We start from the raw sequence: 24,582 nt of genomic DNA on the forward strand, positions 1-24,582 counted from the left end.
GGTTTCCGGAGGGAGGAGGCGAGGGCGGGACGCTCACGAGCGGGGCGCTCAGGACACGGCGGCCGAGGCGACGGGGACGAGGGTGCGACGGAGCCGGTTGAAGAACTTCGGCTGGTTCAGGGAGAGCACGGCCACCGGATCGCCCTGGTGGCGGTAGACGGCGGTGAAGGTACGGCTGCCCAGATCGCCTTCGACGACCTCGGGGACGGCGCCCGGGGCCACGTACCCGGCGAGCTGGATGCGCGTGCGGTACTGGTCGGACCAGAAGTAGGGGGCGGTGAGCGGGGCGGGCGCGGACACGCCGGTCAGCAGGGTGCGGGCGGCGGTCCTCGCCTGCTCGGTGGCGCTGCTCCAGTGCTCGACACGGGCGTGCCGTCCGGTGAACGGGTGGGGGCAGCGGGCCACATCGCCGACGGCGACGACACGGGGGACGGTGGTCGCGCAGCCGGTGTCGCACACCACGCCGTCGTCCACCAGCACCCCGGAGCCGGCGAGCCAGTCGGTGTTGGGCCGGACGCCCACGCCGACCACCACGATGTCGGCGGGCAGCACCCGTCCGTCGACCAGCCGGACACCGGTGACCCGGTCCTCGCCGAGGAGTTCGGCCACGCCGGTGCCGCACAGCAGGTCGACGCCGTGGTCGGTGTGCAGGGAGGAGCAGACCAGGCCCATCTCGCGGCCGAGTTGCCGCTCCAGCGGTACCTCGGCCGCCTCGACGACGGTGACGTGCAACCCCAGCCGGTGGGCGGTGGAGGCCACCTCGGCGCCGATGAACCCGGCGCCGATGACGACCAGCCGGGGCAGGCCGTTCAGCAGCTCCGAGCGCAGGGCCAGGGCGTCGTCCAGGGTGCGCAGGGTGTGGACGCCGGCCAGCCCGTCGGAGCCGGGGAGGGTGCGCGGGCTCGCGCCGGTGGCGACGACCACCCCGTGGGTGCGCACCTGACGACCTCCGGTCAGTGTGACGGTGCGGGCGGGCGGGTCGAGGCGCACCGCCCGTTCCCCGAGCAGCCAGTGCACGTCCAGGTCGTCGTACTCGTCGGGGTCGCCGAGGGCGAGCGCGTCGGCGTCGAGTTCGCCCTTGAGGAAGTCCTTGGACAGCGGCGGACGGTCGTAGGGAGCGTGGCGCTCCTCCCCCACGACGACGATCTCGCCGTCGTAGCCCTCTGCGCGCAGCGCGCGGACCGTGCTCAGGCCCGCCAGCGACGCTCCGACGACGGTGATGCTCCTCATACGGGCTCCAGACGAGGGAATGTCTCACATCGCACAACGACGCGCGTTATGCGCAACATGGTTTCGGTGGATTTCCGAGGTGTCAAGGGGCCGGGGCGGGGTCAGTACGCGGGGCCCATGTCGAGCTTGCTCTGCAGCCAGGTGTGGAACTCGCCTATGTGGTGCTCGCTGGGCACCAGCACACCGCCCTTGGCGTAGGCCTTCGAGCTCATCGCCGGCTGGGTCCGCTCACAGGCGTCGAAGTCCTGCTGGTTCACCCGGTGGAAGAGCTCCACCGAGCGCTCCACGTCCTTGCCGCTCTCCACGACGTGCGGCAGGTACAGCCAGTCGCATTCGACGATCGTGCGGTCGGCCGCCATCGGGTACATCCGGTGGAAGATCACGTGGTCGGGCACGAGGTTGATGAACACCTGGGGCTTGACGGTGATCGCGTAGTAGCGGCGGTCCTGGTCCTCGGCCACCCCCGGGATGCGGTCCAGCCCCTCGGAACCGTCGACGGTGAACCCCTGGACCTCCGCACCGAACTCCGCGCCGTGGCCCACGTAGTACTGGGCCGCATACCCGTCCGCGAACTCCGGCAGCACCTCGGTCAGTTCGGGATGGATCGTGGCGCAGTGATAGCACTCCATGAAGTTCTCGATGATCAGCTTCCAGTTCGCCTTCACGTCGTACGTGATCCGGCGCCCCACGGACAGGTTGCCGATGTCGTACCGCTCGATCGACTCCAGGTCGCCGAGCCGCTCGACGACCGCGCCCAGCACCTCCGCCTCGAAGGACGGCGGCTCGTCGGCCAGGCACACCCACACATAGCCGAGCCACTCCCGCACCTGGACGTTGACCAAGCCGTACTCGGTGCGGTCGATGTCCGGCATCGAGGTCAGGTTGGGCGCCGCGATCAGCTTGCCGTCCAGACCGTACGTCCAGGCGTGGTACGGACACTGGAAGGCCCGCTTGACCTCGCCCGACTCCTCGGTGCAGAGCCTGGCCCCGCGGTGCCGGCAGATGTTGAGGAAGGCCTTGATCGAGCCGTCCCGGGAGCGGGAGACGAGGACGCTCTCGCGGCCGACCTGGTAGGTGCGGAAGGCGCCGGGCTTGGCCAGTTCGGAGGCGCGGGCCACACAGAACCACATGGCCTCGAAGACCAGCTCCTGCTCCTGGGCGAAGACTCCGGGGTCCGTGTAGTACTCGCCGGACAGCGTGGGGATCAGGCTGGGCGGCAGATTCGTGAGGGTCATCGAGTCACCTTCGGAAATTCGGGAAGCGGGGCGGGCGGTTCAGTGGCCGCGGGTGATCCACTCGTCGAGGTGGGGCGCCTCGGCCCCGATCGTGGTGGTGTCGCCGTGACCGGTGTGGACGGTGGTGTCGGCGGGGAGCGCCAGCAGCCGATCCCGGATGGAGACGATGATGGTGCCGAAGTCCGAGAAGGAGCGCCCGGTCGCGCCGGGGCCGCCCTGGAAGAGCGTGTCGCCGGAGAACAGGGCGTTCAGCGCGGGCGCGTGGAGGCAGACCGCGCCGGGCGAGTGGCCGGGGGTGTGCAGCACCGTCAGCTCGACGCCGGCGACGCCCAGGGTCTCGCCCGCGGCCAGTTCACGGAACTCGGGCGCTCCCTCGCCGTGCGCCATCTTCCACAGGACGGTGTCGGCGGGGTGGAGCAGGATGGGCGCGTCGTGCCGGGCGGCCAGGGCCGGGGCGGCGTTGACATGGTCGTTGTGGGCGTGGGTGCACACGATGGCGACCAGGCGGCGGTCGCCGACGGCGGCGGAGATGACGTCCGCGTCGTGGGCGGCGTCGACGACGAGCACCTCCTCGTCGTCGCCGATCAGCCAGACGTTGTTGTCGACCTCCCAGGTGCCGCCGTCCAGTGCGAAGGTGCCGGAGGTGACGAGGCGCTCGACGCGGGCGGTCACAGGACCACCACCGAACGCAGGACGTCGCCGTGGTGCATCTTGGCGAACGCGGCCTCGACGTCGTCCAGGCCGATGGTCTCGGTGACGAACTCGCCGAGGTCGAAGCGGCCCTGGAGGTAGAGGTCGATCAGGGCGGGGAAGTCGCGGTCGGGCAGGCAGTCGCCGTACCAGGAGGACTTCAGGGCGCCGCCGCGGCCGAAGACGTCGAGGAGGGGCAGTTCGAGCTTCAGCTCGGGCGTGGGGACCCCCACCAGGACGGCGGTGCCGGCCAGGTCGCGGGCGTAGAAGGCCTGCTTGAAGGTCTCGGGGCGGCCCACCGCGTCCACGACCACATCGGCGCCGAAGCCGCCGGTGAGCTCCCGGATCGCCTCGACGGCGTCGGTCCTGGAGGAGTCGACGGTGTCGGTGGCACCGAACCGCTCGGCCCACTTCAGCTTCCGCTCGTCGACGTCGACGGCGATGATGCGGCCCGCTCCGGCGACCTTGGCGCCCGCGATCGCGGCCATGCCCACCCCGCCGCAGCCGATCACGGCGATGGAGTCACCGCGTCCCACGCCACCGGTGTTGACCGCGGCGCCGAATCCGGCCATCACCCCGCAGCCGAGGAGTCCGGCGGCGGCCGGGGAGGCCATGGAGTCCACCTTGGTGCACTGTCCGGCGGCGACCAGGGTCTTCTCGGCGAAGGCGCCGATGCCGAGGGCCGGGGAGAGCGGGGTGCCGTCGGCCAGGGTCATCGGCTGGGTGGCGTTGTGCGTGGCGAAGCAGTACCAGGGCCTGCCCCTGCGACAGGCGCGGCAGGTGCCGCAGACGGCACGCCAGTTGAGGATGACGAAGTCGCCGGGGGCGACGTCGGTGACGCCCTCGCCGACCGACTCCACCACGCCCGCCGCCTCGTGGCCGAGCAGGAACGGGTACTCGTCGTTGATCCCGCCCTCCCGGTAGTGCAGGTCGGTGTGGCAGACACCACAGGCCTGCACCCGCACCAGCGCCTCACCGGGGCCGGGGTCCGGCACCAGCACGGTCTCCACCGAGACCGGGGCGCCCTTCTTGCGGGCGACGACGGCGCGTACCTCGTGTGTCACGGTCGATCTCCTCGTCGAGGAAGGGAGGGGAGGGAGGGGGTGGGGGGAGGCACTTCACCGGGTCCGGTCGGAGACCGTGGCCGGACCTTCGATCGTCGCGTTTCATATAGTGCAACTATCTTCGCTATGAGCAACGACGACCAAACTGTCTCCTTGGGGACACCCCCTGTCAAGAGGTTGGTCGCGCCGACTTGTCCGCCCCCCTCGCCGCCTCCCCCTTCCCTGACCGGGAGGGTCCGTGCGAGCATGCGGGCGACTGGTTCCGGCCAAGGTCGCCGCACTCGGCGAACCCCTCGGAACCGCCGGGGCGACTGCGTATAGTTGCACCATGAGCAACTACGCTGCAGAGGGCGCAACAACGGCTCCCGCGGTGAACGGCGTGCAGTCCGTCGACCGTGCCGTCAGCGTCCTGGAGATCCTCGCCCAGCGCGGCGAGGCCGGGGTCAGCGAGGTCGCCGCCGAGATCGATGTCCACAAGTCGACCGCGTTCCGTCTCCTCGGGGCGCTGGAGGCACGCGGACTGGTCGAGCAGACGGCCGAGCGGGGCAAGTACCGGCTGGGCTTCGGCATCGTGCGGCTCGCCGGCGCCGTCACGGGCCGGCTCGACATCACCCAGCAGGGCCGGCAGGTCTGCGAGCGGCTCAGCGAGGAGATCGGCGAGACCGTCAACATCGCCGTGCTCCAGGAGCACTACGCGGTCAACCTCCACCAGGTACGCGGCCCGGGGGCGGTCGGCACCCACAACTGGGTCGGCCAGCTCACCCCCGTGCACGCCACGTCCAGCGGCAAGATCCTGCTGGCCCACCTCCCGGAGCGGGAGCGGGCCGAGGTGCTGGAGGCGTCCGGACTGCGCAAGCTGACGCCGCACACGCTGACGGCCAGGCCGAAGCTGGAGGAGGCGCTCACCGAGGCGCGCGAGCGCGGGTACGCGGTGACGCTGGAGGAGCTGGAGATCGGACTGCACGCCATGGCGGCGCCGATCCGCTCCCGCGAGGGCGAGGTCGTCGCCGCGCTCAGCGCGTCCGGCCCGGCCTATCGCTTCACCGAGGAACGCATCCGCGACCTCGTGCCCGTGCTGACGCGGGGCGCGGACGAGATCAGCCGCAGGATGGGCTATCTGGGCTGACCGCCCACGAGGGACGGCGCCCCCAGAGGGGCGCGCGCCGCCTCGGTGCCCCAACGGGCCGTCACCCGTACGGCGTCCAGCGTCGAGGCGACATCATGCACCCGCAGACACCAGGCACCCTGTGCGGCGGCGAGCACGGACACGGCGGTGGTCGCGGCGTCACGCTCCCGCGCCGGGCGCGGTTCCCCCGTCGCCGGGTCCGCCAACAGCCGCCCCAGGAACGCCTTGCGGGACGCGCCCACCAGGACGGGACGGCCCAGCGCGCGGACCTCCCCGAACCGTCCCAGCAGCTCCCAGTTGTGCTCGGCCCGCTTGGCGAAGCCCAATCCGGGGTCGACGATGAGCGAACCGGCCGGCACGCCCGCCTCCAGAGCCGCGTCGATCCTCAGCCGCAGTTCGTGGAGCACGTCGCCGACCACGTCGCGGTAGACGGCGTTCGCCTGCATCCCGGCGGAGTGCCCACGCCAGTGCATCAGCACGTACGGCACCCCCGCCCGGGCCATCAGGGGCAGCATCGCGGGATCGGCGAGACCCCCCGACACGTCGTTGACCAGCCGGGCGCCCGCGTCCAGCGCCCGGGCGGCGACCTCGGCCCGCATGGTGTCGACACTGACGACGGCGCCCGCCGCCGCGAGGCCCCGGACGATGGGCAGCACCCGCCGCAACTCCTCCTCGACCGGTGGACGCACCGCGCCGGGCCGGGTCGACTCCCCTCCCACGTCCACGATGTCCGCGCCCTGCTCCAGCAGGGCGCGGCCGTGGGCCAGGGCCGCCTCGGCGGCGAACGCGAGCCCGCCGTCGGAGAACGAGTCGGGCGTGACGTTCACGACGCCCATGACCAGCGTCCGTCCGGGCTTCGGCAGCCCGTACGGGTGCAGCTCGGGCGTGCCCGGGTGCGCGGGCGTGCCGGGGGCGCGGGCCGCGACGGTCACCGGCCGCCGGCCTTCGACGGTCCGGCCTGCGATCGTCCGGCTCTCGACGCGCTGACAGGGACTCGCATGACTCAGACGTACTCCGTCGCCGCGTCGAGCAGCCAGTCCGCCAGATAGCCGGCGAACGACGAACGGACCAGGACCCAGAAACCGTCGCCGGGCTCCTCCCGCGCGACCAGGACGACCTGGGCGCGGGCCAGGGTGGTCTGGGCGCAGCGGCCGGGCCCGAAGGCCCTCGGGTGCAGGTCCAGCGCGCAGCCGTGGGCCAGCAGGTCGCGGGCGGCGGCGCCCGCGACGAGGACCGTGGTGCGCTGCGCGGAGACGTCGGTGACGGAGACGTGCTCCTCTCCTGCGGCCTCCCGGATCCGGCTCTCCAGCTCGCGCGCGCCGCCCGGCGGTCCCACGAGCAGCCACTCGTCGGGGCCGAGCCACAGCGCGGTCAACTCCCCCGCGCGGGCGACGGTGTCGGGCTCCAGCGGCAGCGGAAGGCCCAGCGCGAGGCCGACGGCGTCCGCCGCGGCCCCCTTGGCGTCGAGACGTACGTCGAGCTGGGTCAGGAAGGGCAGTTCGGCGAACCTGAGCGTGCCCCCGGAGGTGCGGGTGGCGGCGGCCAGCCGGTCGGCGGCCCCCGACAGGGGGCTGCGGAGCCGGGAGGTCAGGGCGGTGTCAGCCATCGCGGCGGGCTCCCTCGGGGTCGTAGAGGACGGGGCTGGCGACGGTCACGGGAACCAGGCGGTCGCCCACGGGGGCGTACAGCCGCTCGCCGATGCGGTCCCGGCCGCCCTTGACCAGGGCGAGCGCGAAGGTCCGGCCGAGGGCGGCGCTGCGGTAGCTGGAGGTGACATGGCCGAGCATCGGGACGGGCGGGGCCGGCAGCACGCTGTCGGCGACCAGGTGGGTGCCCTCGGGCAGGAGGTCGCCCGGGTCCTCGGGGAGGAGTCCGACCAGGTGCTTGCGGTCGGGCCGGACGGTGTCGGGGCGGGTGTAGGACCTCTTGCCGACGAAGTCCGGCTTCTTCTTCGAGACCACCCAGCTCATACCGAGGTCCTGCGGGGTCACGGTGCCGTCGGTGTCCTGGCCGATGATGGGGTAGCCCTTCTCGGCGCGCAGGACGTGCATGGTCTCGGTGCCGTAGGGGGTGATGCCGTACGGGGCGCCGGCCTCGTACAGCGCCTCCCAGAGGGTGAGGGCCTCCCACGGCGAGACGTTGATCTCGTAGGCGAGTTCACCGGAGAAGCTGATCCGGCAGACCCGGGCCTCGATGCCCGCGACGGTCGTCTCGCGCCAGGCCATGAACGGGAAATCCTCGTTGCCGACGGCCAGTTGCGGTGCGAGCGAAGCGATCACCTCGCGGGACTTCGGGCCGACCAGGGCGACCGTCGCCCACTGTTCGGTCACGGAGGTGCAGTGGACCTTGAGATCGGGCCACTCCGTCTGGAGCCACTCCTCCATCCAGTCGAGGACGGTGGCGGCGTTGCCGGTCGTCGTGGTGACCAGGAAGCGGTCCTGGGCCACGCGGATGACCGTGCCGTCGTCGAAGACCATGCCGTCGGGGCGGCACATGACGCCGTAGCGGATCATGCCGACCTTCAGGGTGCTCATCATGTTGGTGTAGAGCAGGTCGAGGAAGACACCGGCGTCCGGGCCCTGCACGTCGATCTTGCCGAGGGTGGAGGCGTCCATGAAACCCACGCCCTCACGGGTGGCGGCGCACTCGCGCAGCACGGCGGTCTCCATGTCCTCGCCGTCCTGGGGGTAGTACCAGGGGCGCTTCCACTGGCCGACGTTCTCGAACAGCGCGCCGTGCCCGACGTGCCACTCGTGCAGGGCGGTCGTCCGGACCGGGTCGCTGAGCACGCCCCGGTCGCGGCCCGCGAGGGCGGCGAAGGAGACCGGGGTGTACGGCGGGCGGAAGGTGGTGGTGCCGAGGGCCGAGACGTCCACGCCGAGCAGTTCGGCGACGGCGCCGCTGGCCAGCACGCCGGAGGTCTTGCCCTGGTCGTTGGCGGTGCCGGCCGTGGTGTACCGCTTGGTGTGCTCCACCGAGCGGAGGCCTGCGCCGGTCGCGCGGGCCAGGTCGGCCACCGTGACGTCGCGCTGGAGGTCGACGAACTTGGGGGCGTCCGACTCGCCCGGGACGACATACACGTGCATCGGCGGCGTCGGGGCGGGCCGGGTGGTCACCGCCGGGAGGCGGGGCGCCTCGGCCGTGTACCCCTCGGCCTCGATCGCGCGGGCACCGGCGGCGGCGCCCTGGGCGAGGACGTCGGCCGGGTCGAGGAGACCGCTCGCGCTGCCGACGACCTCGACCGTCTGGCGGCCGGTGTCGGGCACGAAGGAGCCCAGCGTCTCGTCGTGGCGGAGCTTGCCGCCCGACTGGCTGAACAGGTGCGCCACCGGGTTCCAGCCGCCGGAGACCAGCAGCAGGTCGGCGGCGAACTCCCGCTGTCCGGTGGACTCGCCGTACGGGGCGACGGTCACGGCCGTGAGGCGGGGCTCGCCCTCGGTGCCGGTGACGGCGTGTCCGGCCAGGACCTCGATGCCGGCGGCCGTGGCGCGCTCGGCCCACTCCCCCGGTTCGGGGCGGGTGTCGACGATCGCCGTGACGGCCAGGCCCGCCGAGGCGAGGTCCAGGGCCGCCTCGTAGGCGCTGTCGTTGGTGGTGAGGACGACCGCGCGGCGGCCGGGCAGGGCGCCGTGCCGGTTGACGTGGGTGCGGGCCGAGGAGACCAGCATCACGCCGGGGCGGTCGTTGTCCGCGAAGGCCAGGGAGCGTTCGTGGGCGCCGGTCGCGAGGACGACGCGGCGGGCGCGGATGCGCCAGACGCGTTCCCGGGAGACGTGTCCGGGGGCGGCGCCGCCGAGGTGGTTGGTGCGGCGCTCGACGGCGAGGAGGTGGTTGTCGTCGTAGTAGCCGAAGACGGTGGTGCGGCGCAGGACGCGGACCTCGGGGGAGGCGTCGAGCAGTGCGGCGGTCTCGCCGACCCAGTCGAGGTGTTCGGCGGTGCCGAGGAGGCTGCCGCCGGGTTCCGGCTGGTCGTCGGCGAGGATGACACGGGCGCCGCTGTTCGCCGCCGCGGCGGCCGCCGCGAGGCCGGCCGGGCCCGCGCCGACGACCAGCAGGTCGCAGTGCGTGTGTACGGCGTCGTAGCGGGCCGGGTCGGGTTCGGTGGCGAGGCGGCCCTGGCCGGGGAGGCTGGTGGCGACCAGGCCGTCGTAGAGCTCGACGGTGGTCGCGGGCAGCATCGGCTCGGGGAAGGGTTCCTCGATCTGGATGACCGCGTTGGGTTCCTCGACGCCGGCGGAGAAGATGCCGCGGGGGCGGCCGAGTTTGATGCTGGTGCCGGCCTGGATGACGCCGTTGGCGAGGAGGGCGGAGGCGAGGGTGTCGCCCCGGTGGCCCTGGTACTCGGTGCCGTCGAAGGTGAAGGTGAGGGTCGTGTCGCGGTCGATTCGGCCACGGGTGGGGTGGCGGAAGGGTTGGGTTGTCTCGCCCCCGCCGCCCCTTCCCTTCCCGTCCCTGGGGGCTGCGCCCCCAGACCCCCCTTCGGCCTGAACGGCCTCGTCCTCAAACGCCGGACGGGCTGAGTGTGCCGGGCTCGGCTCAGAAGTGACCGGAAGCGGCTCCGGCTCGGATGCCGGACGGGCTGGAGGTACCGAACTCGGCCGGGAGGTGCCTCCCTCCCGGGTCTCCGGGCGTTCCTCGCCCGGGCGGTACACCGACAGGATCTCGTTCGTCGAGGTGTCGCGGACCGCGTTGAACCAGCGGCGGCAGCCCGCCGCGTGGCTCCAGCGCTCGGCGAAGGGGCCCTTGGTGTTGTCGCGGAAGAAGAGGTAGCGGGCCCACTCCTCGTCGGTGAGGGCCGAGGGGGTCTCGGGGTAGGCCACGTGGGCCTGGCCTCCGTAGTGGAACTCGGCCTCGTCGCGGGGCCCGCACCACGGGCAGGTGATGAGCAGCATGTGTGGGGCTCCCTAGTGGGCCACCGCGGCCGCGCCGTGCTCGTCGACGAGCGCGCCGGTGGTGAAACGGTCGAGCGAGAAGGGGGCGTTGAGGGCGTGCGGGGTGTCGTGGGCGATGGTGTGGGCGTAGACCCAGCCGACGCCCGGGGTGGCCTTGAACCCGCCGGTTCCCCAGCCGCAGTTGAGGTAGAGGTTGTCGACGGGGCTGAGCCCGATGATCGGCGAGGCGTCGGGGCTGACGTCGACGATGCCGCCCCAGGTGCGCAGCACGTGGGCGCGGGCGAAGACCGGGAAGAGCTCCAGGGCCGCGGCCATCTGCTCCTCGATGATGTGGAAGGCACCGCGCTGGGTGTACGAGTTGTACGCGTCGATGCCCGCGCCCATCACCAGCTCGCCCTTGTGTGCCTGGCTGACGTAGACATGGACGGCGTTGGACATCACGACCGTGGGGTGCACCGGCTCCAGGAGTTCGGAGACCAGGGCCTGCAACGGGTGGCTCTGGACCGGGAGTTGGATACCGGCCATGGCGGCGAGGACCGAGGTGTGGCCCGCCGAGCAGAGCGCGACCTTGCCGGCCGCGATGCGGCCCCGGGTCGTCTGCACACCGACGACCCGGTTGTCGACGACGTCCAGGCCGGTGACCTCGCAGTTCTGGATGATGTCGATACCGGCCGCGTCGGCGGAGCGGGCCAGGCCCCAGGCCACGTGGTCGTGCTTGGCGATGCCCGCGCGCGGCTGGTAGGTGGCGCCGAGGACGGGGTAGCGCACGTCCTGCGAGATGTTGACGATCGGGCAGACGTCCTTGACGCCGTCGGCGTCGAGCCACTGCGCGTCGACGCCGTTGAGGCGGTTGGCCTCCACCCGGCGCACGCTGTCACGGACGTCCTGGAGGCTGTGCGCGAGGTTCAGCACACCGCGCTGGGAGAAGAGGATCGGGTAGTCGAGCTCCTCCTCCAGTCCCTCCCAGAGCTTGAGGGCGTGCTCGTAGATGCCGGCGCTCTCGTCCCACAGGTAGTTGGAGCGGATGATCGTGGTGTTGCGGGCCATGTTGCCGCCGCCGAGCCAGCCCTTCTCCAGCACCGCGACATCGGTGATGCCGTGGTTCCTCGCCAGATAGTGGGCGGTGGCCAGACCGTGTCCGCCGCCGCCGACGATGACCACGTCGTACGACTTCTTCGGCTCGGGGTCACGCCACAGCCAGTCGGGGTGCTCGGGGAGGTCGGCGCCTGGGGTACGGGGGCTCATCGGACGTCTCCGTCTTCCGAAAGGTGCGGATACTGCGGGTACGGGGGGACGTGGGCGTTCATACGGCGGTGGCGTTCCTCTCGGCGGCCTCGACGACGTTGGCCAGCAACATCGCGCGGGTCATGGGGCCCACCCCGCCGGGCATCGGCGCGATCCAGCCGGCGACCTGGGCGGCGTCCGGGTGGATGTCGCCGACCAGGCCCTGGTCGGTGCGGGTGATGCCGACGTCCAGGACGGCCGCGCCGGGGCGCAGCATGTCCTTGGTGATCAGCCCGGGTGAACCGGCCGCCGCGATGACGATGTCGGCCTCGCGGGTGTGCCAGGCCAGACCCTTGGTGCCGGTGTGGCACAGGGTGACGGTGGCGTTCTCGGAGCGGCGGGTGAGCAGCAGGCCGATGGGACGGCCGACCGTGATGCCCCGGCCGACCACGCAGACGCGGGCGCCGGCGAGCGGGACGTCGTGGCGGCGCAGGAGTTCGACGATGCCACGCGGGGTGCAGGGCAGCGGGGCGTCGACGCCGAGGGTGAGCCGGCCCAGGTTGACCGGGTGCAGGCCGTCGGCGTCCTTGGCCGGGTCCATGCGTTCCAGCACGGCGTTCGCGTCGAGGTGGCGCGGCAGCGGGAGCTGGACGATGTAGCCGGTGCAGGCCGGGTCGGCGTTCAGCTCGTCGATGACGTCCTCGACCTGCTCCTGGGAGGCGTCGGCGGGCAGGTCGCGGCGGAGGGAGGCGATGCCGACCTGTGCGCAGTCACGGTGCTTGCCGGCGACGTAGGCGTGGCTGCCGGGGTCCTCGCCGACTAGGACGGTGCCGAGGCCCGGCGGACGGCCGCCGATGGCGGTCAACTTGGCCGCGCGCTCCGTGAGTTCGCGGCGGATGTCGGCGGCGGTCGCCTTGCCGTCGAGCAGCTGTGCGTTCACCGGCGGTGTTCCTTCCCTCTGCGGTCGTGGCCGGGTGTCAGCCACGGAGGCGGGACATGGTGGGGTCGAACAGGGGCTCCTCGGTGACGACGGCCTCGACGCGCTGGTCGAAGTAGCCGATGTGCAGGGCGGTCCCGGGTGCCGTGAGTTCCGTGGGGAGCCAGGCGTAGGCGATGCCCTTGCCGATGGTGTAGCCATAGGCGGCGCTGGTGACGTAGCCCACGGCGCGCTCGCCGTCGAGGACCGGTTCCTTGCCCATGACGACCGACCGGGGGTCGTCGATGACGAGGCAGGTCAGCTTGCGCCGGACGTTCTCCTTGCGGCGCAGCAGCGCGTCCTTGCCGATGAAGTCGTCCTTGTCGAGCTTGACGGCGAAGCCGACGCCGGCCTCGTAGGGGTCGTGCTCGTAGGTCATGTCGGTGCCGAAGGAGCGGTAGCCCTTCTCCAGACGGAGGCTGTTGAAGGCGCCGCGGCCGGCGATGACGCCGCCGAGCGGCTTGGCCGCCTCCCACAGGGTGTCCCAGAGCTTCTGGCCCTGGTCGGCGGTGGTGTAGATCTCCCAGCCGAGTTCGCCGACGTAGCTCAGGCGCATCGCGGTGACGGGCACCGAGCCGATGTACGCCTGCTTGGCGCGGAAGTACTTCAGGCCGTCGCCCGAGAAGTCGGCGTCGGTGAGGGGCTGGAGGACCTTGCGGGCCAGCGGGCCCCACAGGCCGACGCAGCAGGTGCCGGGGGTGATGTCACGGACCTGGACCGTGCCGTCGGCGGGGAGGTGGCGGGTGATCCAGTCCAGGTCGACGTTGCCGTTGGCGCCGATCTGGAAGGTGTCGCGGGCGAGCCGGGCGACGGTGACGTCGCTGCGGATGCCGCCGTCGTGGTCGAGGAAGAGGGTGTAGGTGACCGAGCCCACGGACTTGGCGACCTTGCCGGTGCACAGACGCTCCAGGAGGTCGGCTGCGCCGGGGCCGCTCACCTCCAGGCGCTTGAGGGCCGTCATGTCGTACATCGCGACGGTCTCGCGGGTGGCCTGGGCCTCGGCGCCGACGATCGGGGACCAGTACTGCGCGGCCCAGTCGCCCGGGGTGGGGATGGAACGGCCCTCGACGAGGCCGGCGTTGGCCTCGTACCACTGCGGGCGCTCCCAGCCGTTCGCCTCCAGGAAGAAGGCGCCGTGCTCCTTCTGCCGGGCGTGGAAGGGGCTGGTGCGGATCGGGCGCGGGTCCCCGGACGGCTGGAGGGGGTGGAGGATGTCGTAGACCTCGACGAAGTTCTGGCAGTCGCGGGCCAGGACGTACTCCGGGGAGAGCTGGTGCGGCTCGAAGCGGTTGACGTCGCACTCGTGCAGGTCGAACGAGGAGCAGTAGCCGTCGACCAGCCATTCGGCCATGGCCCGGCCGACGCCGGCGGAGTGGGTGACCCAGACCGCCTCGGCGACCCAGAAGCCCTTGACGTCCGGGGACTCGCCGAGCAGCGGGAAGTTGTCCGTGGTGAAGGAGAACAGACCGTTGATGCCCTCCTCGATGTCCGCCTCCTTGGTGGAGGGGAGCAGCGACTGGGTCTCGGTCCAGGCGTCGGCGAAGTCGTCCTCGGTGAACTTCAGGACCGACGGCATGGTGTCGGCCTCGTCCACGGAGAGGATCTCGTCGGCGGTGATGGGCATCGGGCGGTGGCCGTAGTAGCCGATGCCGATGCCGTCGAAGCGGTCGCGGTAGTAGAGGTCGGCGTCCTGATGGCGCAGGATCGGCCGGATCGCCTCCTCGGTCTGACCGGCGAGTGCCGGGATCGGGCCGGTCCAGGCGAGCTGGTGGGCGAGCGGGGTCAGCGGGAGGTTCATCCCGGCCATGCGGGCGATCTTCGGGCCCCAGATGCCGGCACAGCACACGACGATGTCGGCGGGGATCTCGCCCTGGTCGGTGAGGACCCCGGTGACCTCGCCGTCGGCCTTCAGGACGTCGAGGACCTCGTGGCGGGCCAGGAAGGTCACGCCGCGCTCGGTGGCCCGGCGGATCTGCGCCTCGACCGCGAGGACCGCCTTGGCCAGGCCGTCGGTGGGGACCAGGAGGCCGCCGAGGACCTTGTCGGGGTTGACCAGCGGGTGCTGTTCGAGGCATTCGTCGGCGGTGAGCAGGCGGGCCTCGATGCCCCAGGCGGTGATCCAGCCGTGGCGGCGGCGCAGTTCGGTCAGGCGCTCGGGGGTGGTGGCCACTTCGAGGCCGCCGACCTGGAGGAAACAGGGCTTGCCGTCCACGTCGAGGGAGCAGAACTTCTCGACGGTGTACCGGGCCAGCTCGGTCATCGTCTTGGAGGAGTTGGTCTGGAAGACCAGGCCCGGGGCGTGTGAGGTGGAGCCCCCGGTGGCGGGGAGCGGGCCCTGGTCGACCACGGTCACCTCGGTCCAGCCTCGCGCGGAGATCTCGTCCGCGAGAGCCGCTCCCACGACTCCCGCTCCGATGATGACCACTCGGGGTCCCGCCATCGCCGCACCTCCGCCTTGTTGACCGGTCGAGCCGATCGAGTTGCTGTTTACGCAACGCGATTCAGGTTGCGCAACTCAATGTGCCTTCCGCACAGGTGGGTGTCAAGGGTCCCGGGACCGCGGAAAACAGGGGGCGGAAAGGGCCCGGACACGGCGATGCCCGGTGGGCGGCACGCATTCCGCGCGTGCCGCCCACCGGGCATGGTCCGACCGGATTCCCGCGTCCGGTCCGCGCCCCTACTTGAGCCAGGCGTCCACCTTGACGCGGTTGTCCTCGACCCACTTCTTCGCCGCGGCCTCGGGGGTCATCTTGTCCACCGCGATGTACTTGGCCACGATGTTCTGGTCGTCGTTGGTCCAGCTGAAGTTCTTCACCAGGCCATAGGCCGGGCTGCCCGACTCGGCGAACTTCTTGCTGACGATCTTGTCCAGTGTGTAGACGGGGTAGTCGCAGTCGACCTTCTCGGCGTCGGCGTCACAACCCGCCTTGTAGTCGGGCAGCTTGACCTTCACCAGCGGCACCTCGGACATGAACCACTGGGGCTCGTAGAAGTAGCCGATCACCCATTCCTTGTTCTTCTCCGCCTTGCGGAAGGTCTGGATGAGGGCGGTCTCGCTGCCCGCGTACACGACCTTGTAGTCCAGGTTCAGGTTCTTGACCAGGGCCTCGTCGTTGGTGACGAAGGACGGGTCGCCGTCGAGGAGCTGGCCCTTGCCGCCGGACTCGGACGTCTTGAACTTGGCCGCGTACTTGTTGAGGTTCTCCCAGTTCGTGATGTCCGGGTGCGCCTTGGCCAGCCACGGCGGCACGTACCAGCCGATCAGGCCTTCGTTGCCGGTCGCGCCGGCGTCCACGGCGGTCTTCTGGTCGGTGATGTACTTCTTCTTGAGGTCGTCGTGGCCCCAGTTCTCGACGACCGCGTCCACCTCACCGGTCCCGAAGCCCTGCCAGGCGATCTCCTCCTTCAGGTCCTTCTTGGTGACCTTGCAGCCGAGGTCGGTCTCCGCCACGTAGGCGATGACCGCCGCATTGGCCTCATAGCCCACCCACGGGTTGACCGCGAGGTTGAAGGTGCCGCACTTGGCGGAGCTGCCGGAGCCGCCCGCCTCCGAGGATTCGTCACCGACCTTCGCACCGCCGCAGGCGGTGAGGGTGAGGCCGAGGACCGCGACACCGGCCGCGCCGGCTCTCCATCGTCTTGCTTGCCTTGCCATGGTCAGTGCTCCTTATGCGCTGGTTCGCCGCGCCGCGGCCTGAGTGATGCGGTCGAACATGACTCCGAGAAGGACGATGGCGAGCCCTGCGGCCAGCCCCTTCCCGAACAGTTGGCCCTGCGAGAAACCGGCCACGACGTCGTAGCCGAGGGCGCCGGCACCTACCAGGCCGCCCACCACAACCATCGACAGCACGTAGATCAGACCCTGGTTCGTGGCGAGAGTCAGGGCGCCGCGTGCCATCGGCAGTTGGACCTTGGTGATGATCTGCCAGGTGTTGCACCCGGCGGAGGTGGCCGCCTCCACGGTCGTCGCGGGTACGTTCCGCACCCCGTCCGCGATGATCTTCATCGCGACGGGGGCCGCGTAGACGATCGCGGCGACGATCGCCGTGAAACGGGTCGCGCCGAAGAGCGCGAGGAACGGCACCAGATAGACGAACGGCGGCATGACCTGTGCCGCGTCCAGGCTCGGCCGCAGCATGCGGTCCACCAGTCGGCTGCGGCCCATCCACACGCCGAAGCCGACGCCGAGCAGCATCACCAGGACGGTGGCGACCACGGTCGACGCCAGCGTCGTCATGCTGTCGGACCACACCCCGGTGGCGACCAGCAGCCCCACGCACACGGCCGTGGTGATACCGGCCCGCCGGCCGCCGAGGACGACGCCGAGCGCGATCAGCACGGCGCCGACGAGCCACCACGGGGAGTCGGTCAGCAGCGACTGGAACGGGTTGAGCAGTCCGTTGGTGATGACGTCCCGGACGGCGTTGGTGACGCCCGAGAGGTTGTCCTGCACCCAGGTCGTCGCGGTGTCGGCCACGCGCGCGATGGAGCTGCCGACACCGCCCTCGCCGGGGAACTCCGCCGCCCACACGTAGGTGTGCGACATGAAGACCAGGACGGCCGTGACCACCGCGCCCGCGCCGAGCAGCGGCCGCCGCCAGGCGAGGAACCGGTTCTTCGAGCGCCGGGCCTCCTCCTCGCGGGTGCTGGCCGCGGTCGTGACCCGGTCGAGGACGATCGCCAGGACGACGATGGACAGGCCCGCGTTGAAGGCCGTGCCCACGTCGAGCGACGTGAGCGCCTGGACGACGGTCTTGCCGAGGCCGGGTGCGTCGATCAGGGCCGCGATGGTCACCATGGCCAGGGCGGCCATGATGGTCTGGTTGACGCCCATCACCACAGTCCGCTTGGACATGGGCAGCAGCACCTTCAGCAGGGCCTGCCCGCGCGTCGCCCCGAGGGAGTCGGCGGCCTCCACGGTCGTCTCCGGCACGGTCCGGATGGCGTGCGCGGTGATGCGGATCGCGGGCGGTGCCGCGTAGATCACGGTGGCGATGGTGGCGGAGGCTCCGCCGATCAGGAAGAAGAGGGTCAGCGGGGCCAGGTAGACGAAGGTCGGCATCGTCTGCATGAAGTCCAGCAGGGGCGTGATGATCCGGTTGACCCGGTCGGACAGCCCCGCCCACACACCGAGCGGGATCGCGAACAGCAGCGCCACGCACACCGCGGAGACGGTGAGCGCCAGGGTGTCCATGCTCTCCTGCCACAGGCCCTGGAGGCCGAGGAAGGTGAAGCCGGCCACCGCCAGCAGCGCGACCCGCCAGTTGCCGAACGCCCAGGAGACGTAGCCCGCGATACCGACGACGCCGAGCCAGCCGATCTGCGGCAGGGGTCGGTCGGCGGAGGGCTGTGAGATCAGCTCCTGCACGAAGGTCACCAGGGTGTCGATGACCAGGCGGATCTCGTTGAAGAAGTACAGGAACAGGGGGTTGGAGTTGCGGTTCGCGCCGACGGAGTCGTTGACGTCGTTGAACCACCGGTGCAGATCGGTCAGGTCCGCCGCCGCGAGGGCGAGGGTCTGCTTGCCGCGCAGGACGACGAAGAGCACCAGCCAGACGAGCAGGATCGCGCCGATCACCATGGACCGGCTGACGCGGCGGGGTTCCGGGGCCGGGGCGGGCTCCTGGGCGGGCCGGGTCTTCTCCGGCCCGCCGGGCGGCTCGGTCTTCTCCACGACGACGGTCATCTCGCGCCGCCTTCCCGCCCGGCGACCACGGCGAGGATCTCCTCGTCACCGACGATGCCGAGCAGCTTGCCGTTCTCGACGACCTTGACCGGCTTGTCGGCGGCGAGCACCGCCCGGGTGGCCTCCTTGACCACGACGTCCGGGCCCAGCTCGGGGCCGTCCAGGGCGTCGCCGTCCGCCGGCGGCCGCATGATCCAGCGCAGGGTGAGCACGTCGCCGCGCGGTACGTCCTTGACGAACTCGCGCACGTAGTCGTCGGCCGGGGCGCCGACCAGTTCGTCGCCGGTGCCGCACTGGACCATCTTGCCGTCCCGCATGATCAGGATGCGGTCGCCCAGCTTGAGGGCCTCGGAGAGGTCGTGGGTGATGAAGACCATCGTCTTGCCGACCTCGTGGTGCAGCCGGATGACCTCGTTCTGCATGTCGCGGCGGATCATCGGGTCGAGCGCCGAGAACGGCTCGTCGAAGAAGAGCACGTCCGGGTCGCCGGCCAGCGCGCGGGCCAGCCCGACCCGCTGCTGCATACCGCCGGAGAGCTGGTCGGGGTAGGACTTCTCGTAACCGGCGAGGCCGACCAGCTCGACGACCTCCTGGGCCCGCTTGACGCGCTCGGCCCTGCCCATGCCGCGGATCTCCAGCCCGAAGGCCACGTTGTCGACGACCCGGCGGTGGGGCAGCAGCCCGAAGTGCTGGAAGACCATGGAGAACTTGCGGCGGCGCAGCTCACGCAGCCGCCTGTCGTCGGCCTGGCGGATGTCCTCGCCCTCGAAGACGACCTCGCCCGAGGTGGGTTCGATCAGCCGGGTCAGACATCGCACCAGGGTGGACTTGCCGGAGCCGGACAGGCCCATGACGACGAAGACCTCGCCGGGCGAGACGTCGAAGTTCACGTCGCGCACGGCGGCGGTGCAGCCGGTGCGGTCCATCAGTTCGCGGCGGGAGAGCCCGCACAGTTCCTCGGACTCCGGCACCCGGTCGGCCTTCGGCCCGAACACCTTCCACAGCCTGCGCACGGAGATGACCGGGGTGGGACCCGAGTCCTGGGGCGTGCCGCGCCGCTGCGGCACCTCGGTCTGGGTGGTCATGTTCGACCTTCTTTCGGCGTTCAGCCGCTGAACCAGCGCTGCGGCCGGGGTTGGATGTTCTGCCAGATGTGCTTGGGTTCTCGGTACTCGTTCAGGCCGGTCGGTCCCAGCTCCCGGCCCACACCCGAATGCCCGAAACCGCCCCATTCCGCTTGCGGCACATAGGGGTGGTAGTCGTTGATCCACACGGTCCCGTGGCGCAGCCGCCGGGCGACCCGCTGGGCCTTGCCCGCGTCCTCGGTCCACACGGCTCCGGCCAGCCCGTACTCGGTGTCGTTGGCGATGCGTACGGCGTCGTCCTCGTCGGTGAAGCGCTCCACGGTGAGCACAGGTCCGAAGGACTCCTCGTGCACCACGCGCATGTCCTGCCGGCACTCGTCGAGGACGGTGGGCAGGTAGTAGTGGCCGTCCGCCAGCGCGGGGTCCTCGGGCCGGGCTCCGCCGCAGCGCAGCACAGCGCCCTCGGCGAGGCCCGAGGCGACATAGGCCTCGACCTTCTCCCGGTGCTGTGCGGAGATCAGCGCCCCGCTCTCGGCGTCGGCGTCGTAGGGGCCGCCGAGCCGGATGAGCCGGGCGCGGCGGACCACCTCGTCGACGAAGCGGTCGTGCAGCGAGTCCTCGACGATCAGCCGGGCGCCGGCCGAGCAGACCTGGCCGGAGTGCAGGAAGACGGCCGTGAGGGCGAAGTCCACGGCCGTCTCGAAGTCGGCGTCGGCGAAGACGACATTGGGGTTCTTGCCGCCCAGTTCCAGCGCGACCTTCTTCACGGTCGCGGCGGCGGTGGCCATGATCCGCCTGCCGGTGTCCAGACCGCCGGTGAAGGAGACCAGGTCGACGCGGGGGTCCTCGGAGAGCGGGGCGCCCACCTCGGGTCCGGCGCCCAGCACCAGGTTGGCGGCGCCGGCCGGCAACCCGGCCTCCTCCAACGCCCTCATCAGCAGGATGGAGGTGGAGGGGGTGAGCTCGCTGGGCTTGAGGACGATCGTGTTGCCGGCCAGCAGCGCCGGGGCGACCTTCCAGCTGGCTTGCAGGAGAGGGTAGTTCCAGGGGGTGATCAGTGCGCACACCCCGACCGGCTCGTAGACGACCCGGCTGACGGCGTCGTCGCGGCCGGTGTCGATCACCCGGCCGGCGTCGGTGCCGGCGAGTCCGCCGTAGTAGCGGAAGCAGGAGACGACATCGGCGATGTCGTACTCGCTCTCCACCACCCGCTTGCCGGTGTCGAGCGACTCGGCGCGGGCGAAGCTCTTGGTGTCGCGCTCGATGATGTCGGCGGTGCGCAGCAGCAGTGCGCCGCGCTCCCGCTCAGGGATGCCCGGCCAGGGGCCGGTGTCGAAGGCCTCCCGGGCCGCGGCGATCGCCGCCTCGGTGTCGGGGCGCGTCCCTTCCGAGACGGTCGCCGTGAGCGTGCCGTCAGCGGGACATCGGATCTCCCGGTGCCCGCCGGCCACCGGAGCCCGCCATTCGCCATTCACGTACAGGTCTGCCACGCGCCGAGCCTTCCGACTGAAATTCGTTGCGCATCGTGCACCCGATTGCTTGTGATGGAACACCCTGGTCGCTGGTCAGACGGACGTCAAGATGTTGACCGGTGACGATTTGGCCATGCGGCTACTTACCCACCCACCCTTGACCGCAAGCCACGGCGACCCGACCATGTTGCGTATCGCTCACCATGTTGTGCAATACGCACCGACGGAGGCCACCGTGTCCATGAGGTTCCCCCGACCGCAACCTGGCCGTGAGTTCGTCCTGACCCTTTCCTGCCCCGACAGTGCCGGGCTGGTCCATGCCGTGAGCGGCTATCTCGTCAGGAACTCCGGAAACATCCTGGAAAGCCAGCAGTTCGACGACCGACTTCAGGGCCGCTTCTTCATGCGGGTCCACTTCGACGTCTCCGACCCGAACGTCGACCTGGAGGGCCTGCGGTACCGCTTCGGTCCCGTCGCCCAGGCCTACGGCATCTCCTGGTCCCTCAGCGACGCCTCCACGCCGACCCGGACCCTGATCATGGTGTCCAAGTTCGGGCACTGCCTGAACGACCTGCTCTTCCGCCAACGGGCGGGCGCGCTCAACATCGAGATCCCCGCGATCGTCTCCAACCACCGGGAGTTCGAGAAGCTCGCGGAGACGTACGACATCCCCTTCCACCACGTGCCGGTGACCCGGGACACCAAGCCCGAGGCGGAGGCACGGCTCCTCGAACTCGTCCGTGACCTGGACATCGACCTGGTCGTCCTGGCCCGCTACATGCAGATCCTCTCCGACGACCTCTGCAAGGAGCTGGAGGGCCGAGCCATCAACATCCACCACTCCTTCCTCCCCAGCTTCAAGGGCGCGCGCCCCTACGACCAGGCCTACGACCGCGGTGTGAAGCTCGTCGGCGCGACGGCGCACTATGTGACGTCGGACCTGGACGAGGGCCAGATCATCGAGCAGGACGTGGTCCGGGTGGACCACTCGCTGGACCCCGGTGCGCTGGTCACGGTCGGGCGGGACGTGGAGGCCCAGGTGCTCGCGCACGCGGTGAAGTGGCACAGCGAGAGCCGGGTGATGGTCGAGGGCAACCGCACGGTCGTCTTCCGCTGAGCGGTCCGCCTCCGTATACGAACGCCGGACGGGTTGAGAGCCCGTCCGGCGTTCGGCGTTCCGCCCTCGGTGGTGCGCGCTCAGGCGTCCAGCCGGTCGAGCAGGGACCGCCGCCACTTCTCCGTCTCCGCGATCTGGTTGAAGGTGAACAGGTGCAGGCCCGCCACCCCGGAGGCGTGGTCGGTGAGGGCGTTCTCCGCGCGCGTGAGCAGCTTCTCGGGCGAGTAGCCGCCGGGCGCGGCGAAGCGCACGAACCACGACGCGTGCTGGGCGAGGAAGCGGGTGGACTCCCCCACACCGATCTTCGTCGCCATCGCCATCAGCTTCGCGCGCTGCACGGGCCCGGCGACACCCACATGGACCGGCAGGGTCACCTCCCGGCGCCGTACGCGGACGAGCCAGTCGGCGAGCACCCGCGGGTCGAAGCAGAGGTTGCTCACGATGTACGTGGCGTGCTCGCGCTTGTCCCACATCGCCTGGACGGTGATGTCGTCGTGGATGAGCGGATGGCTCTCGGGGTAGCCGGTGACGCCGACATGGCTGAACGGCCCGCCCAGCTCGCTCAGCCGGCGCAGCACCGGCAGCGCCCCGTCGTAGGGCCCGGCCGGCGGGTCCGCGTCGCCCGCCGGGACGAACACGTCGTCCACGCCCGCCTCGCGCAGCCGGCCCGCGACCTCCTTCAGGTGCAGGTCGTCCCGCAGGAGCCGGGCGGGGACGTGCGGGACGACCCGGTAGCCGTGCGCGGCGAGCCGGCCCGCGAGGTCGAGGGTGGGTTCCAGGCCCTTGACCGGCGAGGCCGTCACGGTGACGACGACGTCGCGCGGGACATGGGCGAGGACCTTCTCCTCGGTGGCCTTCGCGGGCAGCACCTCGTAGCGCACCGTCTTCAGCAGGGTGCGCAGCCCCCCGGCGCCCAACGTCTACTCCGCCTGCTTGTGGGCGTCGCGGTGGCGGTAGTACGCGGCCTTCGAGGGCGCCAGCGGCTCCTTGCCGAGGATCAGGTCGGCGGCCTTCTCGGCGATCATCATCACCGGTGCGTAGATGTTGCCGTTGGTGACGTAGGGCATGACGGAGGCGTCCACCACGCGCAGACCCTCCACGCCGTGCACACGCATGCTGGTGGGGTCCACGACGGACATCTCGTCGGTGCCCATCTTGCAGGTGCAGGACGGGTGCAGGGCTGTCTCGCCGTCCTTGGCGACCCAGGCGAGGATCTCCTCGTCCGACTCGACGGACGGTCCGGGCGAGACCTCCCCGTCGTTGTAGGGGGCGAGCGCGGGCTGGTTGAGGAGCTTGCGGGCCACGCGGATCGCCTCGACCCACTCGCGGCGGTCCTGCTCGGTGGAGAGGTAGTTGAAGCGCAGCGCGGGGTGCTGTCGCGGATCCTTGCTCTTGATCTTCACCGAGCCGATGGCGTCCGAGTACATGGGCCCGACGTGCACCTGGTAGCCGTGACCGCCCGCCGGCACCGAGCCGTCGTAACGGACCGCGATCGGCAGGAAGTGGAACATCAGGTTGGGGTAGTCGACGTCCTCGTTGCTGCGGGCGAATCCGCCGGCCTCGAAGTGGTTGGTGGCGGCCGGGCCCTTGCGGAAGAGCCACTGGAGCCCGATGAAGGGCGCACGCCACTTCGCCAGGTACGGCTGCATGGAGACGGGCTGCTTGCAGGCGTACTGGATGTAGACCTCCAGGTGGTCCTGCATGTTCTCGCCGACGCCCGGGAGATCGTGTACGACGTCGATGCCCAGCGCCCGCAGTTCCTCCGCGTTGCCCACGCCGGAGAGCTGGAGCAGCTGCGGGGAGTTGATCGCGCCGCCGCAGAGGATGACCTCCTTGGCGCGGACCTGCTTCGGGGCGCCCTTGCCGCGCTGGTACTCGACGCCGACGGCCTTCTTGCCCTCGAAGAGGACACGGGTGACGAGGGCGCGGGTGGTGACGGTCAGGTTGGGGCGCTTGCGGACGGGCTTCAGATAGGCCTTGGAGGCCGAGAGCCGGCGGCCGCGGTGGACATTCCGGTCGAACTTGGCGAAACCTTCCTGCCGGTAGCCGTTGACGTCGTCGGTGGGGGCGTAGCCCGCCTCCTCGGTCGCCTTGAGGAAGGCACCGAAGAGCGGGTTGTCCGCCGGGCCGCGCTCCAGGACGAGAGGGCCGTCGTGACCGCGGAACTCGTCGTCCGGGTCGGCCGCGAGACAGTTCTCCATGCGCCGGAAGTACGGCAGACAGTGCGCGTAGTCCCAGGCCTCCATGCCCGGGTCGGCCGCCCAGCGCTCGTAGTCCATGGGGTTGCCGCGCTGGAAGATCATGCCGTTGATGCTGCTGGAGCCGCCCAGCACCTTGCCGCGCGCGTGGTAGACGCGCCGGCCGCCCATGTGGGGCTCGGGCTCGGACTCGTACTTCCAGTCGTAGAAGCGGCTGCCGATCGGGTAGGTCAGCGCCGCGGGCATGTGGATGAAGACGTCCCACGGGAAGTCCGTCCGGCCCGCTTCCAGGACCAGGACTCGGTTCGCCGGGTCGGCGGACAGCCTGTTCGCCAGTGCACTGCCCGCGGAACCACCACCGACGATGACGAAGTCGTACTGCACAGGAGCCATGGTGCCTCGTCTCGCTCGCGCCGTAGATATGCGAGGCATGCTAGACCGGTAGCGCGATACGCACCAGGTTGCGAACCGCGCAACCTCTGGAACTTCGTTTCGCGCCGGTTACTTGCAGGTGTGTTGTTTACTGCGCGTATAGTTGCACTGTGAGCAACTACAGCCTTGACACGGAAACGTCGAATTCACACGCC

The 24,582-nt window shown here is 70.8% G+C and carries 18 protein-coding genes; 2 read left to right on the plus strand and 16 right to left on the minus strand.

The genetic code is table 11. From position 1 onward, the window contains the following. Positions 1–48: 48 nt before the first annotated feature. The 4 genes from P8T65_RS03515 to P8T65_RS03530 form a co-directional block, all read right to left on the minus strand. The gene (locus P8T65_RS03515) at positions 49–1,230 is read right to left on the minus strand and encodes an FAD-dependent oxidoreductase (RefSeq protein ID WP_316723932.1); all 1,182 of its coding nucleotides are present in this window, start codon (positions 1,228–1,230) and stop codon (positions 49–51) included. Positions 1,231–1,331: 101 nt separating this feature from the next. Next, positions 1,332–2,465, minus strand: coding sequence for an aromatic ring-hydroxylating dioxygenase subunit alpha (locus P8T65_RS03520; protein WP_316723933.1), 1,134 nt, complete (start codon positions 2,463–2,465; stop codon positions 1,332–1,334). Between the two features lie 39 nt (positions 2,466–2,504). Further along, positions 2,505–3,137, minus strand: a complete 633-nt coding sequence (locus tag P8T65_RS03525) for an MBL fold metallo-hydrolase (protein ID WP_316723934.1) — start codon at positions 3,135–3,137, stop codon at positions 2,505–2,507. Further along, on the minus strand, positions 3,134–4,219 hold the full coding sequence (locus P8T65_RS03530; protein WP_316723935.1) for an S-(hydroxymethyl)mycothiol dehydrogenase: 1,086 nt from the start codon (positions 4,217–4,219) through the stop codon (positions 3,134–3,136). Before P8T65_RS03530 ends, P8T65_RS03525 begins: the two co-directional genes overlap by 4 nt. A 328-nt stretch (positions 4,220–4,547) precedes the next feature. Between P8T65_RS03530 and P8T65_RS03535 the strand changes: the two genes are divergently transcribed. Beyond that, positions 4,548–5,345: an IclR family transcriptional regulator gene (locus tag P8T65_RS03535; protein ID WP_316723936.1), complete on the plus strand. Its 798-nt coding sequence runs from the start codon at positions 4,548–4,550 to the stop codon at positions 5,343–5,345. Here the strand turns inward: P8T65_RS03535 and folP are convergent. The 10 genes from folP to P8T65_RS03585 form a co-directional block, all read right to left on the minus strand. Further along, positions 5,333–6,181, minus strand: coding sequence for a dihydropteroate synthase (gene folP / locus P8T65_RS03540; protein WP_316731464.1), 849 nt, complete (start codon positions 6,179–6,181; stop codon positions 5,333–5,335). The two genes, P8T65_RS03535 and folP, sit on opposite strands and share 13 nt — an antisense overlap. Positions 6,182–6,348: 167 nt before the next feature. Continuing rightward, the gene (locus P8T65_RS03545) at positions 6,349–6,951 is read right to left on the minus strand and encodes a sarcosine oxidase subunit gamma family protein (protein WP_316723937.1); all 603 of its coding nucleotides are present in this window, start codon (positions 6,949–6,951) and stop codon (positions 6,349–6,351) included. Next, complete coding sequence (locus tag P8T65_RS03550; protein WP_316723938.1) at positions 6,944–10,237, minus strand: sarcosine oxidase subunit delta family protein; 3,294 nt, start codon at positions 10,235–10,237, stop codon at positions 6,944–6,946. Before P8T65_RS03550 ends, P8T65_RS03545 begins: the two co-directional genes overlap by 8 nt. 12 nt (positions 10,238–10,249) lie before the next feature. After that, positions 10,250–11,482, minus strand: a complete 1,233-nt coding sequence (locus P8T65_RS03555; RefSeq protein ID WP_316723939.1) for a sarcosine oxidase subunit beta family protein — start codon at positions 11,480–11,482, stop codon at positions 10,250–10,252. Positions 11,483–11,540: 58 nt separating this feature from the next. Beyond that, positions 11,541–12,401 carry a bifunctional methylenetetrahydrofolate dehydrogenase/methenyltetrahydrofolate cyclohydrolase gene (locus tag P8T65_RS03560; protein WP_316723940.1) on the minus strand — a complete coding sequence of 287 codons (861 nt, stop codon included), beginning with the start codon at positions 12,399–12,401 and terminating at the stop codon, positions 11,541–11,543. Positions 12,402–12,438: 37 nt separating this feature from the next. Then, positions 12,439–14,877, minus strand: a complete 2,439-nt coding sequence (locus P8T65_RS03565; RefSeq protein ID WP_316723941.1) for an FAD-dependent oxidoreductase — start codon at positions 14,875–14,877, stop codon at positions 12,439–12,441. Positions 14,878–15,114: 237 nt separating this feature from the next. Beyond that, on the minus strand, positions 15,115–16,092 hold the full coding sequence (locus tag P8T65_RS03570; RefSeq protein WP_316723942.1) for an ABC transporter substrate-binding protein: 978 nt from the start codon (positions 16,090–16,092) through the stop codon (positions 15,115–15,117). Positions 16,093–16,104: 12 nt separating this feature from the next. Continuing rightward, positions 16,105–18,123: an ABC transporter permease subunit gene (locus tag P8T65_RS03575; protein ID WP_316723943.1), complete on the minus strand. Its 2,019-nt coding sequence runs from the start codon at positions 18,121–18,123 to the stop codon at positions 16,105–16,107. Continuing rightward, positions 18,120–19,208, minus strand: a complete 1,089-nt coding sequence (locus tag P8T65_RS03580; protein WP_316723944.1) for a glycine betaine/L-proline ABC transporter ATP-binding protein — start codon at positions 19,206–19,208, stop codon at positions 18,120–18,122. Before P8T65_RS03580 ends, P8T65_RS03575 begins: the two co-directional genes overlap by 4 nt. 20 nt (positions 19,209–19,228) lie before the next feature. After that, positions 19,229–20,698, minus strand: coding sequence for an aldehyde dehydrogenase family protein (locus P8T65_RS03585; protein WP_316723945.1), 1,470 nt, complete (start codon positions 20,696–20,698; stop codon positions 19,229–19,231). 223 nt (positions 20,699–20,921) lie between these two features. Here P8T65_RS03585 and purU point away from each other — a divergent pair, with 223 nt between their 5' ends. Then, the gene (gene purU, locus P8T65_RS03590; RefSeq protein WP_184902962.1) at positions 20,922–21,797 is read left to right on the plus strand and encodes a formyltetrahydrofolate deformylase; all 876 of its coding nucleotides are present in this window, start codon (positions 20,922–20,924) and stop codon (positions 21,795–21,797) included. An 80-nt stretch (positions 21,798–21,877) separates the two neighbouring features. Here the strand turns inward: purU and P8T65_RS03595 are convergent, their stop codons facing one another. Continuing rightward, positions 21,878–22,714, minus strand: coding sequence for a 5,10-methylenetetrahydrofolate reductase (locus P8T65_RS03595; protein WP_316723946.1), 837 nt, complete (start codon positions 22,712–22,714; stop codon positions 21,878–21,880). 3 nt (positions 22,715–22,717) lie between these two features. Further along, positions 22,718–24,388, minus strand: coding sequence for a choline dehydrogenase (betA, locus tag P8T65_RS03600; protein WP_316723947.1), 1,671 nt, complete (start codon positions 24,386–24,388; stop codon positions 22,718–22,720). Positions 24,389–24,582: the final 194 nt, after the last annotated feature.

This window comes from Streptomyces sp. 11x1, from assembly GCF_032598905.1.
Taxonomy (GTDB): Bacteria; Actinomycetota; Actinomycetes; order Streptomycetales; family Streptomycetaceae; genus Streptomyces.

Excerpts from the sequence above, each read along its gene's own strand:
- P8T65_RS03545 (WP_316723937.1), bottom strand. The coding sequence starts at position 6,951 with ATGGCTGACACCGCCCTGACCTCCCGGCTCCGCAGCCCCCTGTCGGGG.
- betA (WP_316723947.1), bottom strand. The coding sequence starts at position 24,388 with ATGGCTCCTGTGCAGTACGACTTCGTCATCGTCGGTGGTGGTTCCGCG.
- P8T65_RS03570 (WP_316723942.1), bottom strand. The coding sequence starts at position 16,092 with ATGGCAAGGCAAGCAAGACGATGGAGAGCCGGCGCGGCCGGTGTCGCG.
- P8T65_RS03515 (WP_316723932.1), bottom strand. The coding sequence starts at position 1,230 with ATGAGGAGCATCACCGTCGTCGGAGCGTCGCTGGCGGGCCTGAGCACG.
- P8T65_RS03520 (WP_316723933.1), bottom strand. The coding sequence starts at position 2,465 with ATGACCCTCACGAATCTGCCGCCCAGCCTGATCCCCACGCTGTCCGGC.
- P8T65_RS03580 (WP_316723944.1), bottom strand. The coding sequence starts at position 19,208 with ATGACCACCCAGACCGAGGTGCCGCAGCGGCGCGGCACGCCCCAGGAC.
- P8T65_RS03555 (WP_316723939.1), bottom strand. The coding sequence starts at position 11,482 with ATGAGCCCCCGTACCCCAGGCGCCGACCTCCCCGAGCACCCCGACTGG.
- P8T65_RS03550 (WP_316723938.1), bottom strand. The coding sequence starts at position 10,237 with ATGCTGCTCATCACCTGCCCGTGGTGCGGGCCCCGCGACGAGGCCGAG.
- P8T65_RS03565 (WP_316723941.1), bottom strand. The coding sequence starts at position 14,877 with ATGGCGGGACCCCGAGTGGTCATCATCGGAGCGGGAGTCGTGGGAGCG.
- purU (WP_184902962.1), top strand. The coding sequence starts at position 20,922 with ATGAGGTTCCCCCGACCGCAACCTGGCCGTGAGTTCGTCCTGACCCTT.
- folP (WP_316731464.1), bottom strand. The coding sequence starts at position 6,181 with ATGGGCGTCGTGAACGTCACGCCCGACTCGTTCTCCGACGGCGGGCTC.
- P8T65_RS03575 (WP_316723943.1), bottom strand. The coding sequence starts at position 18,123 with ATGACCGTCGTCGTGGAGAAGACCGAGCCGCCCGGCGGGCCGGAGAAG.
- P8T65_RS03535 (WP_316723936.1), top strand. The coding sequence starts at position 4,548 with ATGAGCAACTACGCTGCAGAGGGCGCAACAACGGCTCCCGCGGTGAAC.